Below are 14,909 nucleotides of genomic sequence, written 5' to 3'. Positions count from 1 at the left end.
CTACCGGGAGTCGGGGGTCAGCAGCCGCCCGCGACCGCGGGCAGGACCTGCACCTCGGCGCCGTCGGCGACCTTCGTGTCGAGGCCGTCGCCGAAGCGGATGTCGTCGCCGCCGACGTACACGTTCACGAACCGGCGCAGCGACCCGTCCTCGTCGGCGAGGCGGTCCTTCAGCTCCGGGTGCACCTCGTACACGGCGGCGAGCACCTCGCCGACGGTGGCCCCGTCGACCTCGACGCTGGAGGCGCCGCCGGCGGCGGCACGCAGCTGGGTGGGCAGCTTGACCTTGATGCTCATCTACTTCGCGGCTCCAATCGCGAACGCGTCCTCGAACGCGTCGAACGTGGGATCGATGGTGTGGGTCTCGAACGTGTCGCGGACGGCGTCGAGGGTCTTCAGGCCGTCACCGGTGATCACGATGACGACGCGCTCGTCGCTGCCGATCTCGCCCTGCTCGGCGAGCTTCTGCAGCGTGGCGGTGGTGACGCCGCCGGCGGTCTCGGTGAAGATGCCGGTCGTCTCGGCCAGCAGCCGGATGCCCGCGCGGATCTCGTCGTCGGTGACGGCGGTGACGCCCCCGTCGCTGCGACGGGCGAGCTCGACCGCGTACGGGCCGTCGGCCGGGTTGCCGATCGCCAGCGACTTGGCGATCGTGTCCGGCTTGACCGGGCGGCAGACGTCGTGGCCGGCCTCGTAGGCCTGGGCGACGGGCGAGCAGCCGGTGGCCTGGGCGCCGTTCATCTTCGGCAGCGAGCCGGTGATGAGGCCGAGCTCCAGCCACTCCTCGAAGCCCTTGGCGATCTTCGTGAAGAGCGAGCCGGACGCGATCGGCGACACGATGCGGTCCGGGGTCTCCCAGCCGAGCTGCTCGGCGATCTCGTAGGCGATCGTCTTGGAGCCCTCGGCGTAGTAGGGGCGCATGTTGACGTTCACGAACGCCCAGCCCTCACGCTCGCCGCTGACCTCCGTGCAGAGCCGGTTGACGTCGTCGTAGTTGCCGTGGATGGCGACGACGTTCGTGCCGTACACGCCCGTGGCGAGGATCTTCTGCTCCTCGAGGTTCGCCGGGATGAAGACGTAGGACTCCATCCCGAGCGCGGCGGCCTGGGCGGCGACGGCGTTGGCGAGGTTGCCGGTCGAGGCGCAGGCGAGCACCTCGAAGCCGAGCTCGCGGGCCCGGGCGGTCGCGACGGACACCACGCGGTCCTTGAACGAGTGCGTGGGGTTCGCGGTGTCGTTCTTGACCCAGACCTCCTTGATCCCGAGCCGCTCGGCGAGCAGGTCCGCCTTGATCAGCGGCGTGCAGCCGGCCGGCAGGCCGACCTGCGGCGGGCCGCCGGCGAGCGGCAGGAAGTCCGCGTAGCGCCAGACGCTCTGCGGGCCGGCCTGGATGCGGCGGCGGGCCTCCGCCACGTCGGTGACGGGCTTGTGGGCGTAGGAGACCTCCAGCGGGCCGAAGCACCGCTCGCAGACGTAGTGGGCCTCCAGCGGGTACTCGGTCTTGCACTCCCGGCACTTCAGCGCTTCTGCAGCCATCAAAAAACCTCCGTCGGGTGGCGGAGGTTCCGGGAGGCGGTGCCTTGGAGCTCCGGCCACATCTGTCAGGAATTGGCACCTTTCGCGAGCGCTGCGCGAGCCGCTCTCGTGGTTGCCGGGGTTTCATCGGGCCAGTCCCTCCACCCCTCTGGATGTGTCCAGCTATGTGGCGCGGAGTCTACACACCGTCGCGGGCGGGACCAAGCCCCGCGGACCGGCGGCCCGCTTCACCGCTCGTTCACGCCCGGGGGTTCAGGCCGGGACGGGACGGCGGTAGGATGGACGGCGGTGCCCCCGATGACCGACGAGCCCCGAAGTCCCGATGCCCAGCCTGCCCAAGCCCCGCCTGCGGCGGCCGGCTCGCGGTCGCGGCTCGGCCGTCGCGCACGCTCCGGAGCCTGAGACCCCCAACGTCGAGGTCGTCGAGCACGACGGCCTGCGCTGGGTGAACATCGTCCAGCCGCGCCAGGTCGACCGGGCGTGGCTGGAGGAGCACTTCGCCTTCCACCCGCTCGACTACGAGGACGTCTTCTCGCGCAACCAGCGCCCGAAGGTCGACGAGTACGAGGACTACCTGTTCGTCGTCCTGCACTTCCCCGCCTTCGACAAGCAGGTCGGCCGTCTGAACGCCGCCGAGGTCGACGTGTTCGTCGGCCCCGACTTCGTGATCACGCTGCCCAACCAGCCGATCCAGCCGCTCGAGTACCTCTTCACCCAGGCCCAGCAGCGCGACGACGTCCGCGCGTCGCTGTTCGGCAAGGGCGCCGGCTACCTGCTCTACAAGATCGTCGACGACTGCGTCGACGCGTCGTTCCCGATGCTGCGCAAGATCGGCAACAAGCTCGAGCGGCTCGAGGAGGACATCTTCGAGGGCCGCTCCGGGGAGATCGTGCGCGACCTCTCCAACGCCAAGCAGGAGATCATCAACTTCCGCAAGATCGTGCGGCCGCAGCGCTCCGCGCTCGCCGACCTCGAGCGCACGAAGCGGTACATCCCCGACGACCTCGACATCTACTTCGACGACATCAACGACGCGTCGGAGCGGATCTGGGACATGCTCGAGAACTTCAAGGAGGTCGTCGAGGGCCTCGAGAGCACGAACGAGTCGGTGCTCTCCCACCAGCTCAACGACGTCCTGCGCGTGCTCACCGCGTTCAGCGCCGTGATGCTGCCGCTGACGTTCGTGGCGAGCATCTTCGGGATGAACGTGCACGTCCCCGGCCAGGACTCGATCACCGCGTTCTGGATCGTGATCGCGTTCATGGTCGGGCTGCTCGGCGGGATGTTCTACCTGTTCCGCCGCCGCGGCTGGCTGTGACCGCCCGGTCGCTCAGGCGGCCTTGACGGCGCGCTCGAGCAGGTACTGCGTGCCCTGCCCGCTGCGGTGCTCGCTGCGCAGCCCGGCGTCCGCCAGCGCCTCGTCCAGCTGCTCGAGCGTCACGGCGGACCCGAGCCAGGCCGGATCGTCGGTGCCCTTCGGCACGCGGCCGAGCAGCCGGTCGCGCAGCCGCGGACGCGGCACGTCCGCACGGTCGGACCGGTGCACCGATGGGTCGTTGCTCAGCTGGATGCACAGCCAGCCGCCCGGGCGCAGCACCCGACCGAGCTCGCGCACGTAGCCGAGCGTGATCCGCGGGTCGGGGATGTGCTGGAAGACGACGAACGAGATCGCCACGTCGACGCTGGCGTCCGGCAGCGGCAGCGACACGCCGTCCCCCTGGTGCAGCTGCACGTTGGCGTGGGAGCCCAGCAGCCGGCGGGCGCGGTCGAGCATCTCCGCGCTGACGTCGACGCCGTGGACCTGCACCGAGCGCTGCGCCAGGACGCGCGTGAACCGGCCGACGCCGCAGCCGACGTCCAGGGTCGTGGCGCCCGGGTCGATCGCCGGGGCGCCCGCGCGCGTGAAGAGCTCGTCCAGCAGCCGCTCGCCCTCCGCCCAGAACCAGGTCTCGTCGCCCTCGGCGCGCGCCGGGTCGTAGCGCAGGCGGTCGTCGACGAAGAACAGCGCGTCCTCGCGGGCGCGCTCGTCCCAGAACTCGGCCATGTGGCGGGGGTCGGACATCACGGCCACCGTACCGAGCGCCGCGCCGCCGGGTACCGTCCCCCGCGCGATGAGCCCTCGGACCGTCAGCGTCGTCGTGCCCGCGCGCAACGCCGCCGCGACGCTCCCCGCCCTGCTCGACGCGCTCGCCGCGGTCCGCGCACCCGAGGGCTGGACGGTCGAGCACGTGCTCGTGGACGACCGCTCCACCGACGCCACCGCGGCGCTCGCGGCCGCGCACCCGCTGCCGGTCACGGTGCTCGCGAGCACCGGGGTCGGGCCCGCCGCCGCCCGCAACCGGGGCGCCGCGCACGCCCGCGGCGAGGTCCTCGCGTTCACCGACGCCGACTGCGCCCCCACCCCCGACTGGCTCGCGGCCGGCCTGCGCGCCCTCGAGGACGGCGCCGAGCTCGTGCAGGGCGCGGTCGGCCCGCCGCCCGACGTGCCGGTCGGCCCCTTCGACCGCACCGTGCGCGTCGGGCAGCCGACCCAGCTGTACGAGACCGCGAACCTGCTCGTGACCCGGGCGCGGTTCGACGCGCTCGGCGGCTTCGAGAGCTGGCTGGGCACCGCCACCGCCAAGGAGCTCGGGGAGGACGCGTGGTTCGGCTGGCGCGCGGTCCGCGCGGGCGCGCGCGTCGCCTTCGCCCCCGACGCGCTCGTGCACCACGCCGTGCTGCCGGGCACGGCCCGCTCGTTCGTGCTCGAGCGGGCGCGGCTGCGGTTCTTCCCCGCGCTCGTCGCCCGCATCCCCGAGCTGCGTGACGGCCTCTGCTTCCGGCGGCTGTTCCTCAGCCGGCGCAGTGCCGCGTTCGACCTCGCGGCGCTCGCGACCGTCGCCGCCGTCGTGCGGCGGCGCCCGTGGCCGCTGCTGGCGGCCGTCCCGTACGTGCGGATCCTCTGGCCGTACGTGCGGCCCTGGGGCGTCCGGCGCGGGCCGGCGGTCGCCGCCGCGAACGTCGCAGCGGACGCCGTCGGCGCGGCGAGCCTCGCCGCCGGGTCCGTGCGGGCCCGCACCCCGCTGCTCTAGCCCGTAACGCGGGCGCGCGACGGGAGTAGGTCGAGACGTGGCCGCCCCGCTCCAGCTCCAGTCGCTCGAACGTCTCGGTGACGCGTTCGCCAGCGATCGCCCGGTGCAGCGCAAGCGCATGCTGGTGATCGTCAACCCGTACGCGACGACGGTCAGCGACCGCCTGCGCAACCTCGTCGTCTACGCGCTGCAGGGCCGCTATGACGTCGACGCGATCGACACGCAGAAGCGCGACCACGCCACCGAGCTGTGCCGCGAGGCGGCCGCCGAGGGCTACGACGTCGTCGTCGCGTTCGGCGGGGATGGCACCCTCAACGAGGCCGCCAACGGCCTCGCCGGCTCCTCCACCCCGCTGACCACGCTCCCGGGCGGGGCGACCAACGTCTACTGCAAGATGCTCGGCATCCCCGGCGACATCGTCGACGCGACCGAGCACCTGCTGCGGATCGCCGACACGTGGGCGCCGCGCAAGGTCGACCTGGCGAAGGTCAACGACCGCTGGTTCACGTTCTCCAGCGGCGTCGGGCTCGACGCCAGCGTCGTCGCGCGCGTCGACGCGCACCCGCGGATGAAGCGCCGCTTCGGGCCGTTCTACTTCACCTACGCGGGCGTCACGACGTTCGTGAAGGACTACGTCGTCAGGCCGCCGCGGCTGGAGGCGGTGCTGCCGGACGGGACCGTGCACCCGGGGGTCACCGCGATCATCCAGAACAGCGACCCGTTCACGTTCTTCAAGGACTACCCGATCGCGCTCGTGCCCGGACAGCGGCTCGACTCCGGGACGCTCAGCGGCATCGTGCTCCAGCGCACCACGCCGACGGTCATGCCGGGGATCATGTTCCGTCTCTTCTCCCCGCGGGCGCAGATCACCGGTCACCGGGCGGTCAGCAGCTTCCAGTCCGTGCCGACGGTGACGATCCGCAGCACCGACGACCGCCCGCTGCCGCTGCAGGTCGACGGAGACTCCATCGGCGTCGTGGACGAGGCCGTCTACGCGCTGACGCCCGGCGCGCTGACCGTCGTCGCCTGACCCGCTCCCGAAGCGGGGTCCGGTCGCGCGGCGGCGCACGCGTCGAGCTCTGCCTGCAGCGCCACCGGGTCGAGGTCGGTCCCGATCACGACGAGGCGGCTTCCCCGCGCCGAGACGGGACCACGGGCCTCCTCGAGCGCGACGCCCTGCGGCGTGCCCTGCACGATCACGGGACGGCGCCGTCCGCGGACCGCGACGACACCCTTGAGCCGCAGGACCCCGGGGCGGCGCACCGCCTCGCGGACCCAGATCTCGAGCCGGTGGGCGTCCGGCGGCGTCGCGACGCGCAGCGCGTGCGCGGCGAACCCGTGCCCCTCGCCGGCCGCGGAGGAGGCGGACGGCTCGGACGCCGGCGGCGCGTCGATGACCGGCGGCGCGACGGTCGCGCCGGGCGCGAGCACCGCGGGGTCGTCCAGGCCCGCGACGAACCCGGCGTGCGGCGCGTGCTCGCGGACGCGCCGCCGCACGGCGGCGACGCGCGGCCCCGAGACGCCGTCGGCCTTGGTCAGCAGCACCTGGTCGGCGAAGCGCAGCTGGCGCCCCCAGACGTGGGGCAGCAGGTCCGCCGCCGCGACCGCGGGCACGTCGACGACGCACACGGTCGCGGCGATCCGGATCGCGCCACGGACCGCCGCGACCTGGAACGCCTGCGCGATCGGCACGGGATCCGCGATCCCGGAGGCCTCCACCACGACGAGGTCGAGCTCGTCGATGCGCTCGGCCAGCAGCTCCAGCGCCGACGAGAGCGCGCCGCGGACCGTGCAGCAGGCGCAGCCGCCCGCGATCTCGACCACGCGCGCGGCCCCCTGCAGCAGGTCGCCGTCGACGCCCTCGGCGCTGGCCTCGTTCTCGATCACGCCCACGCGCAGGTCGGGCCGGGCCGCCAAGAGGGTGTTCAGCGCGGTCGTCTTGCCCGCACCGAGGAAGCCGGTCAGGAGCAGCGCGGGCAGCGGACGGGTCGACGCGACGGATCCCATGATGAGACATCGTCTCATCATGGGGTGCTCGGCGCTCAGCCGGCGGTCGGGGCGCGCGGAAGGTCGCTGGGCAGCAGCGAGAGCAGCACGAGGTCGATGCGCTCGCCGCGGTGCTCCTGCATCGACCGCATCACGCCCTCGCGGACGTAGCCCGCGCGCTCCCCGGCGGCCAGGGACGGCGCGTTGCGCGGGTCGATCCGCAGCTCCAGCCGCGCGAAGCCGCCGTCCGTGAGCGCCCAGCGGCTCAGGAGGCGCAGCGCGCTCGTGAGCACGCCGCGCCCGCGGCCCCACGGCGCCAGCCAGTACCCGACCTCGGCCCGGTGCTCCTCGAGCACGACACGCAGCAGCGAGATCGAGCCGAGGAAGCGGTCGTCGACCGGGTCGGCCAGCGCGAACACCAGCTCCGCGCCGTCCGCCTGCGCCCGTGGCTGCCCGTCGAGGTAGCGGCGCACCTCGTGCGGCGGGTTGCCCTCCGGGATCCGCGTCCACCGGGGCACCTCCGGGTCCTGCATGCCGAGGTGCACGTCGGGCAGGTCCTCCGCACGCCACCGGCGCAGGACGACCCGCTCGTCGCGCAGCGGCCCCGCCGGGCGGACGAGCCGCTCAGGCACGCCGCTGCCCACGCCACCAGGTGACGTAGGCGGACTGGGCGAGCACCGCGAGCCCGACGCCGAGCAGAAGGTGCTCCTCCCCCAGCGCGCTCACCACGAACAGGAACGGGAAGGCGATCAGCAGGTAGCGCAGGGCGGGCGGGCGCTCCAGCGTCGCGACCGACACGCCCGCCGTCCGCGCGGTGCGGACCTCCTGGTAGGCGGCGAGCGCGAGGCACAGCAGCCCCGCGAGCGAGGTGACCAGCGCGGCCATCTAGTCGATGACCAGGCCCAGCTGGATGCTCACGACCTTCTTCGACGTCTTCCCGATGCGGAAGTCCGTGACGGTCTGCCCGGGCGTGAGGCGCCCGACCATGCAGATGCGGAACCGGCCCGCGTACGTCGAGCAGCGCAGCCCCCTGACCTTGCGGCGCAGCGTCTTCTCGGTCGTGCCGACCCCCACCCCGGAGCTCGTGCGCTGCTTCTTCGAGGTCGTCGAGATCGAGAACACCGATCCCTCCTCGCCGCCGCTGATCGACACCGTGGTCAGGCCGTAGCGCAGCTCGTCGTACGAGCCCATGATGTCGTCGGGCCGCGTCGTGACCCTCTGCGGGGCGCCGAGGACCGCCTCGACCTGCGCGCGGGTCATGCCCGGCGAGATGCCCGCCAGCGACTGCTGCACGACGAGGTCCGCCCCCGCGGGGGTGGCGGCGAGGGCGCCGGCAGCGGTCAGGGCCGCGAGGGTCGCCACGGTGGTCCGGCGGGTGGTGCTCATGCTCATCCTGCTCCCGGTGTGACGCGGTACGCGTCGAACACGCTGTCGATGTTGCGCAGACGGGTGATCGTGGCCTTCAGGGCCTTGGTGTCGCCGACCTCGACGACGAAGCGGTTCTGCACCATCGGGGGGCTGACGATGCAGCGGGCCTCGACGATGTTCAGCCCACCCTCGGCGAAGGTCCGCGAGAGGTCCTCCAGCAGGCGGTGGCGGTCCCATGCGTCGACCTGCAGCTCGACGCGGAACGAGCTCTCGTGGTCGCCCTCCCAGTGCACGCGCACGAACCGCTCCGGGTCCTTGCGCAGCGCCGCGGAGTTCGGGCAGTCGTCGCGGTGGATCGTGATGCCACGGCCGAGGCTGACGTAGCCGACGATCGGGTCGCCCGGCACCGGCCGGCAGCACTTCGCCAGCCGCAGCTGCACGTTCTCGACGCCCTCGACCACGATGCCGTAGCTCGAGGACGTCCCGGTCGGCTGGCGCCGCTGGCGCCGGGTGGAGATGAGCGACTCGGCCGCCGTCTCCTCCCCCTCCGCCGCCTCGCCGGCCTTCAACCGCGCGAGCACCTTGTTGGTGACGACCTTCGGGCTGATCTTCGCCGCGCCGAGCGCGATGTAGAAGTCGTCGGCCTTCTTGAAGCCCATCTCGCGGATGACGTCCGCCAGCAGGGGTGATCCGGTGATCTTCTGGGCGGGCAGGCCGGCCTTCTTGAACTGCTCCTGCAGCAGGTCGCGGCCGGTGTGCTCGGTGTCCTCGCGTGACTCGGCCTTGAACCAGGCCTTGATCTTGTTCCGCGCACGGGTCGTGCGCACGAGCGCCAGCCAGTCGCGGGACGGCCCGCGGTCGCGCTTGGAGGTGAGGATCTCGACGATGTCGCCCGAGCGCAGCTCGTAGTGCAGCGGCACGATCTTGCCGTTGACGCGCGCGCCGACGCAGCGGTGCCCGACGTCGGTGTGCACCTCGTAGGCGAAGTCCAGCGGCGTCGCCCCCGCCGCCAGCGACTTCACCTCGCCCTTCGGCGTGAAGACGAAGACCTCCTCGGTGACGAGCTCGGCCTTCACCTGCTCCATGAACTCGCGCGGATCGGCGTCGTCCTGCTGCTCGTCGAGCATCGAGCGCAGCCAGTCGAGCTTCTCCTTGCCGTTGGCCGAGACCGGCGGACCGACCGGTCGGCCGCCGTCACGACCCTGCTTGTAGATCCAGTGCGCGGCGACGCCGAACTCCGCCATCGCGTGCATCTCGACGGTGCGGATCTGGATCTCCAGCGGCAGGCCCTCGGGCCCGATCACCGTCGTGTGCAGCGACTGGTACATGTTGAACTTCGGCATCGCGATGAAGTCCTTGAAGCGGCCCGGCAGCGGCTTCCACAGGCTGTGGATGACGCCGACCGCGCCGTAGCAGTCCTTCACCGACTCGACGATGACCCGCATGGCCGTGAGGTCGTAGATCTCGTTGAACTCCCGGCCCTTCTTCGTCATCTTGGTGTAGATGGAGTAGAAGTGCTTGGCGCGGCCGGAGATCTCCGCGTCGATGCCGAGCGCCTCGAGCTCGCGGGCTAGGTAGGCGCCCGCCTTCGAGACGTACGTCTCACGCTCGTCGCGCTGCTGGTTGACCAGGCCCTTGATCTCCTGGTACTTGCGCGGGTGCAGGGTCGCGAACGCGAGGTCCTCGAGCTCCCACTTGATCGCGTGGATGCCGAGCCGGTGCGCGATCGGCCCGTAGATCTCCAGGGTCTCCTTCGCCTTGTCGATCTGCTTCTGCTTCGGCATCGCGGCGATCGTCCGCATGTTGTGCAGGCGGTCGGCGAGCTTGATCAGGATGACCCGGACGTCCGAGGCCATCGCGACCATCATCTTGCGGTAGTTCTCGGCCTGCGCCTCGTCGCGCGACTGGAACGTGATGCCCGTGAGCTTCGTGACGCCGTCGACGAGCGCGGCGACCTCGTCGCCGTAGCGGACGCGGACCTCCTCCAGGGAGGCGGACGTGTCCTCGACCGTGTCGTGCAGGAGCGCGGCGACGAGCGTCTCCGTGTCGAGCCGCATGCCCGCGCAGATCTTCGCGACGCCGACCGGGTGGACGATGAACTCCTCACCGGACTTGCGGCGCTGGTCGGCGTGGTGCTCGCAGGCGAACACGAACGCGTCCTCGACGCGCTCGCGGTCGACCGCGACGGCCGCGTCGTCCGCGTGCTCCTCGACGATCGCGAAGAGGTCGGAGAGCAGCCGCGTCTCGGTCTCGGTGAGGTCCTTGCGGTCGACCGACGGGTGGGTCGCCGGGTCGGCGACCGCGCCCACGGGACGGCGCTCGCCGATGTTCGAGCGGTCAGTCACGCGGCGGCGTACGGGTCGTCGTGGCGGTCTCCATCCGGCCCCAAGCGTAGCTCAGGGGTGGGCCGGATCCGATACCTGCCGACGGTCCAGGCGTCCTGCCCGCCGGTCGGGGCCCGGACGGCCACCGGGCCGGTCAGGCGGCGACCGGCTCGCGCGGCGGGGAGAGCGGCGGCGTCGCGCGGTCGGCGACGGCCGCCCGGCGCTCCTCGCAGGCGCGGAAGCAGGCCGACACCGACAGGTCCACGCGGCCGCTGGGCAGGAGCTCCGCCGTGAGCGCGGCCCGGTCGACCCGCGCCAGGCCCGCCTCCTCGAGCACGAGCAGCAGGCGCGCCGCGAGCACCGCGTGACGCGGGCGCTCGCCGTCCCCGCGCAGGGCGTCCCGCAGGCCCGTCCCGGCCCGCAGCGCCCGGTAGACGTCGGCGAGCGGCTCGCGCAGGGTGTGGAGGTGCTCGTGGACGCGGCCGGCGAAGCCCTCCTCGGTGGGCCCCCACGCGTGGTGGACGAGCTGGTCGGCGCTCCCGGCGTGCAGCGCCTCGAGCATCGCCGGATGCGCCGGCGGGTCGAGCAGCACGAGGTGCCGGTGCGCTGCGCGCAGCGCCGGGTCGGCGAGCGCCGCCTCGTGCGAGGCGAGCGTGAAGCCGCCGATGCGCCCGCGCAGATGGCGGTGGCGGCTGGCCGTGTCGGCGGTCAGGACGAGCACCGGCTCGCCGCTGGCGACGAGCGCCGCGACCGTGCCGAGCAGGCCCTGGCCGCGCCGGTCCAGGACCGTGCGGCGCGTCGCGGGCGGGGCGAGCGTCGCGTACGCCGCCGGCGCGCCCCCCGTGAGCGCGGCGCGCAGCGCCGGCTCCCAGTCGTCGGCGTCGTCGACGCAGGTGATCGGGGCGCACGCAGGAGCGGTGGCATGGCGCAGCTGCAGTTGCGGCTCGACCGCGCCGTTCCAGCGGTTGACCGTCAGCGAGAAGGTCGCGTCCACGGCGACGGGGGCGCCGTCGGGCAGCTCGCTGCGACCGAACGCGACCGCGCGGGCCGACACGCCCCCGGCGTGGACCGCGAAGCGCAGGTGCCGCCCCTCGCCCATCGGTCGCACGTCGAGCATGCGGCACGCGGGCAGCAGCAGCGACGGCTCCGGGTTGCCCTCCCCGAACGGCGCCAGCCGCTGCAGCTCCTCGGCGAGCTCGAGGCCGAGCTCGATCCCCGCGACGACCGCGTCGACGCGGGCCACCGGCACGAGATCCTCCGGGCGCAGGACCGCGGCGGCGTGCGCCTCGAACGCGGCGCGCAGCGCCGGGAGGGCGTCCGCGGCGACCGTGCAGCCCGCCGCCGCGCGGTGCCCGCCGTGGCGCAGCAGGTGCCCGGCGCACGCGTCGAGGCCCGCGAGCAGGTCGAACGCCGGGATCGAGCGGCCGCTGCCCGTGCCCTCCCCGTCGCGGACGGCGACGAGCAGGACGGGCCGGCGGTGGCGCTCGGCGATCCGCGAGGCGACGATCCCGATCACCCCCGAGTGCCAGTCCTCCCCCCCACAGCACGTAGGCGGGACGCTCCCCCAGCTCGGCGATCTGGCGCTCGGCGTCGAAGCGGATCCGCTCCTCGGTGTGGCGGCGGTCCGCGTTGTGGCGGTCGAGCTCCTCGGCGATCCGCTCGGCGCGGTCCTCGTCGGGCGTCAGCAGCAGCTCCAGCGCGGCGTCGGGCCGGGCGACGCGCCCGGCGGCGTTCAGCCGCGGCGCGAGACGGAAGCCGATGTCGGTCGCGTCCATCGTCGACGGGTCCACCCGCGCGACGCGCATCAGCGCGCGCAGGCCCGGCTTGCGGGTGGTGGCGAGCGCGCCGAGCCCCTCGCGGACGAGCCGGCGGTTCTCGCCGTGCAGCGGCACGCAGTCCGCGACTGTCGCCAGCGCGACGAGGTCGAGGTCCGCGTCGGCGCGCGCCGGGTCGCCGCCGGCGGCGCGGTGCACGGCGACGGCGAGCTTGTGGGCGACCGCGGCCGCGCAGAGGTCCCGGAACGGGTAGCCGCAGACCCCCGGGTGGACGAGCAGCGCGTCGGGCAGCACGCCGTCGGCCCGGGGCGTGTGGTGGTCGGTGACGATCACGTCGATCCCGGCCGCCCGGGCGGCGGCGACCTCGTCGACCGCGGTGATCGCGCAGTCGACCGTGATCAGCAGCTGCGTCCCGCGGGCGCGCAGGCGGTCGATCGTGGCGTGCGTGAGGCCGTAGCCGTCGGCCTGCCGGTCGGGCAGGAGGTGGTCGACCGTGGCCTGCCAGGTGTGCAGGGCGCGCAGCAGGATCGCCGTCGAGGTCACGCCGTCGACGTCGTAGTCCCCGTGGATCGTGATCCGCGAGCCGGCCCGCACGTGCAGCAGGATCAGCGCGACCGCGTCGTCGATCCCCGCGAACGCGGACGGATCGTGGCGCTCCTCGGCGCGCAGCCAGGCCTGTGCGACCTCCGGGTCGTGCAGGCCGCGTCGCACGAGGATCTGCGCGACCGCGTCGCTGACCCCGAGCTGCTCGCGCAGCGTCCGCACGGCGTCGGTCGGGCAGGCGGGGATGTCCAGGCGCGCGTCCATCGACGCCGCCCACGGTAGGCCGCGGCGAGGACGGAACCGGCGGCCGTTCCCGCAATCTGCGGGGATTCAGCGCAGGGGACTCGGGCGGTGCAGGACGGGGAACGCGGGGCTCACGGAGACCGTCCCGTCCGCGGCCGTCACGCGCATCCGCACGAGCGAGCCGCGCGCGATCCCGGCCGCCGGGAGCGTGCGGGTGACGACGCCGCTGCGGGTCCGCACCGTCCCGGGCAGCCGCCGCCAGGTGCCGCGCGGCGCGCGCGCCTCGAGGACCACCGTGCGCAGGCCCGTGCCGGTGCGCAGCCGGCCCCAGACCGCGAGGCGACGTCCCGTCCGGTCGGCGGGGCGCACGAACAGGCCGGCGGCGAACGCGGCCGCGGCGGGCTTGTCGGTGCCGTCGGCGAACAGCAGCCCGGACTCCCACTGGCCGAACGCGCGCCGGTCGCTCTGGCCCTGCACGGAGGCGGCCGGCGGGAGGTCGCGCAGCAGGAACTGCGCGAACGCCCGGACGCGCGGCTGACGCCAGGCGAGGTACTCCGCCCACGGCAGGAACCGGGCCTGGTCGTCCAGACCGAAGGTCGTGGTGCGCGCGGGCGGGTTGGTCTCGTACCCGTACTCGGTGATCCACACGTCGCGCAGGCCGCGCGAGAGGCGCCCGGCGCGGACGAGCCGGTCGAGCGTGTCGATCAGCTTCGGCAGCGCGCCCAGCGGCGTGTCGTCGGGCTGGGAGGCCGAGGGGCGCGCGTCCGGCGGCGTGCTGAGCGAGTACGGGTGGATCGTGAAGCCGTCCCCGGGCACGGGGCGGAAGTCACGGCAGGCCGCCGTGCGCAGCGGGCGGAGCTTCCCGTCGACGCAGGCGAGCTCGCGCACGAACCGCAGCGGCGCGATCCCGCGGCCGTTCGTGCCCTTCGACGCCAGACCTCCGATGAGCACGGTGGCGTCGGGCTGCACCGCGCGGATCGCCGCGTCGGCAGCCCGCACCATGCGCCGGTAGAGCGCCGGGCTGCCGTTGGCACTGCGGGCGGTCTGGGGCAGCAGGAACGCCGGGTGGTTGGGCTCGTTCCAGAGGCTGAACCGCGCCACGCGCGGCAGCGGGCCCGCCGACGGGGCGCTCGCCGCGGGGGGCGGCGCGGTCCCGAACAGCTGGTCCAGCAACGAGCCGTCGGCGGTCGGCGGGACCGGCTCCACCGCGGGGGGCGGCGTGAACGTGCCGTCGTAGCGGCGCGCGAGCGCCGTCGCGAAGCGCCCGTAGGCCTGGGCGTCGACGCCGCGCCGGGCGCGCGGCATCGGCTCGCCCTCCTCGCGGCCCGCCGCCCACTGCGGCGCCCAGAAGGCGAGATCCAGCAGAACGCGGAGCCCGCGCTCGTCCGCGAGGCGGATCGCGGTGTCCAGGCCGGTGAAGCGGGCCTGCTCGTAGGCCGCGGGGTCGGTCTGGTCGAAGTCCGCGGGGATCGCGTCGGTGTCGGCGTCACGCGTCAGGACCGACCAGCCCGCGGTGATGCGGACGGTGTCGACCCCGAGGTCGCGCAGGCGGTCCAGCGAGGCCGCGACCTGCTCGGGCGCGCGGTGCAGCAGCTGCGCGTCGTCCTGGACGATCGTCGCGAGCGGGCCGCGCGCCGCCTGCGCGGGCGCCGCGCCCGCGCCGAGCGCGCCCGCCAGCGCGGCGAGCGCCGCCAGGCCGGCGGCGCTGCGACGGTGCCGGGCGATCGTCCGTGACCGCGCCACTGTCCCCCTGCGGTCCGCCGGCGCTAGGGCGCCAGCGGCTCCGGCTCGGGCTCGACGTCCTCGGTCCGCAGACCGAGCGCGTAGGTGATCGCGAGGCCGATGAACGCGCCCGGGATGGCCTCGGCCGCGGTCAGCAGGTCGGTGTCGTTGCGGCCCGGCACCGAGAAGCCGTGCAGCAGGACGCCGAACACCGCAGCCCCGGCGACCGAGCCGATCAGCGCGCCGATGATCCCGCCGGCGAAGCGGTCCGGCACGAAGACCGTGAAGTGCCAGAGCGCCAGGCCCATCGTGACCCAGGTGAGCATGCCCATGACGTGTCTC

The 14,909-nt window shown here is 73.8% G+C and carries 13 protein-coding genes, 2 pseudogenes and 1 riboswitch; of the genes and pseudogenes, 3 read left to right on the top strand and 12 right to left on the bottom strand.

What is annotated here, in order from left to right; translation table 11 throughout:
• Positions 1-17: 17 nt before the first annotated feature.
• Positions 18-296: a ubiquitin-like small modifier protein 1 gene (locus GKE82_RS02105; RefSeq protein WP_107570982.1), complete on the bottom strand. Its 279-nt coding sequence runs from the start codon at positions 294-296 to the stop codon at positions 18-20.
• Positions 297-1,535 (bottom strand): threonine synthase, encoded by a 1,239-nt coding sequence (gene thrC, locus GKE82_RS02100; protein WP_154732186.1) that lies wholly within the window; start codon positions 1,533-1,535, stop codon positions 297-299.
• Between the two features lie 55 nt (positions 1,536-1,590).
• A riboswitch (SAM riboswitch) is annotated at positions 1,591-1,694 on the bottom strand.
• Between the two features lie 163 nt (positions 1,695-1,857).
• On the opposite strand from thrC, the gene GKE82_RS02095 reads away from it, so the two are divergent.
• The gene (locus GKE82_RS02095) at positions 1,858-2,853 is read left to right on the top strand and encodes a magnesium transporter CorA family protein (protein ID WP_107570979.1); all 996 of its coding nucleotides are present in this window, start codon (positions 1,858-1,860) and stop codon (positions 2,851-2,853) included.
• Positions 2,854-2,865: 12 nt separating this feature from the next.
• Here GKE82_RS02095 and GKE82_RS02090 read toward each other — a convergent pair whose 3' ends face one another.
• On the bottom strand, positions 2,866-3,597 hold the full coding sequence (locus tag GKE82_RS02090) for a class I SAM-dependent methyltransferase (RefSeq protein ID WP_154732185.1): 732 nt from the start codon (positions 3,595-3,597) through the stop codon (positions 2,866-2,868).
• A gap of 49 nt (positions 3,598-3,646) precedes the next feature.
• Between GKE82_RS02090 and GKE82_RS02085 the strand changes: the two genes are divergently transcribed.
• Complete coding sequence (locus tag GKE82_RS02085; RefSeq protein WP_196189028.1) at positions 3,647-4,606, top strand: glycosyltransferase family 2 protein; 960 nt, start codon at positions 3,647-3,649, stop codon at positions 4,604-4,606.
• 37 nt (positions 4,607-4,643) lie between these two features.
• Positions 4,644-5,636, top strand: coding sequence for a diacylglycerol kinase family protein (locus GKE82_RS02080; protein ID WP_107570977.1), 993 nt, complete (start codon positions 4,644-4,646; stop codon positions 5,634-5,636).
• Here the strand turns inward: GKE82_RS02080 and GKE82_RS02075 are convergent.
• The 9 genes and pseudogenes from GKE82_RS02075 to GKE82_RS02035 all read right to left on the bottom strand — a co-directional run bounded on the left by GKE82_RS02075 (position 5,597) and on the right by GKE82_RS02035 (position 14,899).
• Complete coding sequence (locus tag GKE82_RS02075) at positions 5,597-6,613, bottom strand: GTP-binding protein (RefSeq protein ID WP_196189027.1); 1,017 nt, start codon at positions 6,611-6,613, stop codon at positions 5,597-5,599. The two genes, GKE82_RS02080 and GKE82_RS02075, sit on opposite strands and share 40 nt — an antisense overlap.
• 35 nt (positions 6,614-6,648) lie before the next feature.
• A complete protein-coding gene (locus GKE82_RS02070) occupies positions 6,649-7,224 on the bottom strand; it encodes a GNAT family N-acetyltransferase (protein ID WP_154732182.1) in 576 nt (191 codons plus the stop codon).
• Positions 7,217-7,477 carry a hypothetical protein gene (locus GKE82_RS02065; protein ID WP_107570974.1) on the bottom strand — a complete coding sequence of 87 codons (261 nt, stop codon included), beginning with the start codon at positions 7,475-7,477 and terminating at the stop codon, positions 7,217-7,219. Before GKE82_RS02065 ends, GKE82_RS02070 begins: the two co-directional genes overlap by 8 nt.
• Complete coding sequence (locus GKE82_RS02060; protein WP_154732181.1) at positions 7,478-7,978, bottom strand: hypothetical protein; 501 nt, start codon at positions 7,976-7,978, stop codon at positions 7,478-7,480.
• Between the two features lie 2 nt (positions 7,979-7,980).
• Entirely contained in the window at positions 7,981-10,305 is a 2,325-nt protein-coding gene (locus tag GKE82_RS02055) for a bifunctional (p)ppGpp synthetase/guanosine-3',5'-bis(diphosphate) 3'-pyrophosphohydrolase (RefSeq protein WP_233243937.1), read from the bottom strand.
• 133 nt (positions 10,306-10,438) lie between these two features.
• Positions 10,439-11,809 (bottom strand): annotated as a pseudogene (locus GKE82_RS02050) (DHHA1 domain-containing protein); the annotation flags it as partial.
• Between the two features lie 442 nt (positions 11,810-12,251).
• Positions 12,252-12,866 (bottom strand): annotated as a pseudogene (locus tag GKE82_RS31170) (DHH family phosphoesterase); the annotation flags it as partial.
• A 66-nt stretch (positions 12,867-12,932) separates the two neighbouring features.
• Positions 12,933-14,588 carry an alpha-amylase family protein gene (locus tag GKE82_RS02040; RefSeq protein ID WP_154732179.1) on the bottom strand — a complete coding sequence of 552 codons (1,656 nt, stop codon included), beginning with the start codon at positions 14,586-14,588 and terminating at the stop codon, positions 12,933-12,935.
• A gap of 23 nt (positions 14,589-14,611) precedes the next feature.
• Entirely contained in the window at positions 14,612-14,899 is a 288-nt protein-coding gene (locus GKE82_RS02035) for a hypothetical protein (protein ID WP_154732178.1), read from the bottom strand.
• Positions 14,900-14,909 lie beyond the last annotated feature (10 nt).

Origin of the sequence: Conexibacter sp. W3-3-2 (genome assembly GCF_009707605.1) — a bacterium.
Taxonomy (GTDB): domain Bacteria; phylum Actinomycetota; class Thermoleophilia; order Solirubrobacterales; family Solirubrobacteraceae; genus Paraconexibacter; species Paraconexibacter algicola.
This window is presented reverse-complemented; position numbering and strand designations above follow the sequence as displayed.

Bases quoted from the DNA above. Each gene is read 5' to 3' on its own strand.
- GKE82_RS02035 (WP_154732178.1), bottom strand. From the start codon at position 14,899: ATGGGCATGCTCACCTGGGTCACGATGGGCCTGGCGCTCTGGCACTTC.
- GKE82_RS02095 (WP_107570979.1), top strand. From the start codon at position 1,858: ATGCCCAGCCTGCCCAAGCCCCGCCTGCGGCGGCCGGCTCGCGGTCGC.
- GKE82_RS02060 (WP_154732181.1), bottom strand. From the start codon at position 7,978: ATGAGCACCACCCGCCGGACCACCGTGGCGACCCTCGCGGCCCTGACC.
- GKE82_RS02065 (WP_107570974.1), bottom strand. From the start codon at position 7,477: ATGGCCGCGCTGGTCACCTCGCTCGCGGGGCTGCTGTGCCTCGCGCTC.
- GKE82_RS02105 (WP_107570982.1), bottom strand. From the start codon at position 296: ATGAGCATCAAGGTCAAGCTGCCCACCCAGCTGCGTGCCGCCGCCGGC.
- GKE82_RS02085 (WP_196189028.1), top strand. From the start codon at position 3,647: ATGAGCCCTCGGACCGTCAGCGTCGTCGTGCCCGCGCGCAACGCCGCC.
- thrC (WP_154732186.1), bottom strand. From the start codon at position 1,535: ATGGCTGCAGAAGCGCTGAAGTGCCGGGAGTGCAAGACCGAGTACCCG.
- GKE82_RS02075 (WP_196189027.1), bottom strand. From the start codon at position 6,613: ATGGGATCCGTCGCGTCGACCCGTCCGCTGCCCGCGCTGCTCCTGACC.
- GKE82_RS02090 (WP_154732185.1), bottom strand. From the start codon at position 3,597: ATGTCCGACCCCCGCCACATGGCCGAGTTCTGGGACGAGCGCGCCCGC.